The organism is Fructilactobacillus sp. X3R5C2 (assembly GCF_059901175.1).
The window spans coordinates 1-330 of sequence record NZ_JBWXVC010000022.1; the positions used below are offsets into that span (position 1 = coordinate 1).

1 protein-coding gene is annotated in these 330 nt (G+C 42.7%); it reads right to left on the reverse strand.

Going from position 1 to position 330, the window contains the following annotated elements:
* Nucleotides 1-330, reverse strand: a 330-nt coding sequence (locus AC6UD4_RS07280; RefSeq protein ID WP_500694604.1) for a mucin-binding protein, incomplete at both ends; no start/stop codon positions are given.

The window sequence follows — 330 nt, forward strand, 5'->3', positions numbered from 1 at the left end:
TAAAGTGGCAATTTCATTTTTGGTTGAGTAACCAGATTTACTACCAAACTTACCAGTTAAGTCATCAGTATGAAGAATGGCATCACCGTTATCTTCGTCAACATAGTTAACTACGGCTTTTTGTTCGTTTGCATTGTACGTAACGGTAACATTTCCGTCAGGTGTATCAGCGGTGGCAGTTTCGGAACCAACGGTCGCCTGATCAGGGGTATAACCGGTAATGGCTGGTGAATCAACCGAACTAAAGACATCATTGTCAGATGTCCAAGCACCATAAGTTATCTCACCAGTTACTTCATCAAAGGTGGCGGTTCTGTTGAACGTAACCGT